Here is a 1,699-nt window from a genome sequence, read left to right as displayed (position 1 = left end):
CGTTGATTCCTTGGAAATATAGACAGTATATAGCGTTAGACCCTGCGCCAGCATGAAAAATGTCCATTACACCTAATATTACATGCCAAAAATTTAAATTGATAACCACCATTTATGAGCAATCTATAAAAGTGATTAGATAGAGGCAATAGTTGAACTATAGTTCTTTTATAAAGCTAAAATAAGTAGAATACTCTTGGTTTATACCTATAAAGGCTATGAAAATATAATAATCTATGACTATTGACGTATTTTTATCAAAAAATTCTGAATAAATCTGATCAACTGTGACAGAAATGCTTTATTAATATTTTTGTAATACTCAGGTGACATAGTGAGTGTGTGAGAGTCATCACTTTCAAATGATTGAGAGATAATAATAAGTTATGATTGATGGACTAAAATACTGACTATGTATTCGATATATACCAACATATCAATTTATAAAAATAAACAATAGTCTTTCTTTAAATAAAAAATATCTTTTTTTGTAAAACACTCCCTTTAATAAAATCAACATTAATCAACTAAAATAACATCTGTAAACTGAAATAATGATTGCTTTCTCAGTTTATCATCTACAAAAAAAAGCGCCCTAAGGCGCTTTTTTTTTACAAACTGTCAGACTGAATTATTGCTTTTCAGCACCGAAAGTACCTTGGAAAGTTGTTCCGGTTCCTTGTGCAGTACCTGTACCTGCTACATCGCCAGGTTGCGCTTCTTGGTAGATGCCGCCCAAGAAATTAGCATCATTGCCATAAAAACCACCTGAGGTTTGAACGTTGTTAGCAGCATTTGTACCAGCAAAGGTATTGCCTGTAATATCTGCATTGATACCAATATTTTTATCAATATCAGCAAAGTTTAATGTACCTGTTAAAGAATCATTAACGAAATTGACATCAAAGTTGGAAGTACCATTCAGAACTGGATTGATAGCACCGCCACTGGATAAATGCAAGTTATCTGCATAAGTCGCAACACCAGCATACTGTACTGTACCTTCATTGATATTATTCGCAATGTTATACTGACCTAGCGCTTTTAGGTAATCCATATCGGCTTGAGCAGTACTGTTACCCACTACATAAACGTTGGCATAACGTGATTTAACTCCCGGTGCGATACCCGAACGCTTATCTAGGTCACCATATACGTGTCCAATTTGCATCTGTGAGTCAAAGTTCTTGTACACAGATTGATAAGGTAGGGTTAGATCAGCAGTCGGAGAGAAAGAGATGCCTGTTTTTACATCTTTGAAAAGCACTTCGTTTGCTATAGCTGATTTCTTAAAGCCATCTGTGTTAGCGACATTAACGTCATCAGCCCTAACCGTCTGAAGCGTTAAGTCCTGTACAGTAGTATTAAACTTATTAGGCTTAACGATATCAAGACGGGCTTCGATAGTGTTGTACGTCAGGTTGTCAACATTACTGTCTTCGATAATAGTAGGTGTCTCATCCTCTCCACTACCTGTCGTAGTGGTATAGGTTTCATTGTCATTAACAAATTGACGGAAACCGATAGCGTTCTGAGTACCTAAACCTTCTGCACTACTCAAGGTGTTGCTCATGATGCCGGTTGCATCAGCGTTAGCGGCTACATCTGGATTAGTAGGTGACGTTGGCGTTGGCGTTGGCGTTGGCGTTGGCGTTGGCGTTGGCGTTGGCGTTGGCGTTGGCGTTGGCGTTGGCGTTGG

The 1,699-nt window shown here is 37.7% G+C and carries 1 protein-coding gene; it reads right to left on the bottom strand.

The window, feature by feature from the left end; translation table 11 throughout:
- Window positions 1-631 precede the first annotated feature (631 nt).
- A partial coding sequence (locus JMY08_RS14170) for a transferrin-binding protein-like solute binding protein (protein ID WP_201593762.1) occupies window positions 632-1,699 on the bottom strand: 1,068 nt, incomplete at its 5' end.

It is taken from the genome of Psychrobacter sp. Pi2-51 (assembly GCF_904846665.1).
Classification (GTDB): domain Bacteria; phylum Pseudomonadota; class Gammaproteobacteria; order Pseudomonadales; family Moraxellaceae; genus Psychrobacter; species Psychrobacter glaciei.
The sequence above is the reverse complement of the archived record's forward strand: the minus strand, read 5'-3'. Positions and strand labels throughout refer to the sequence as shown.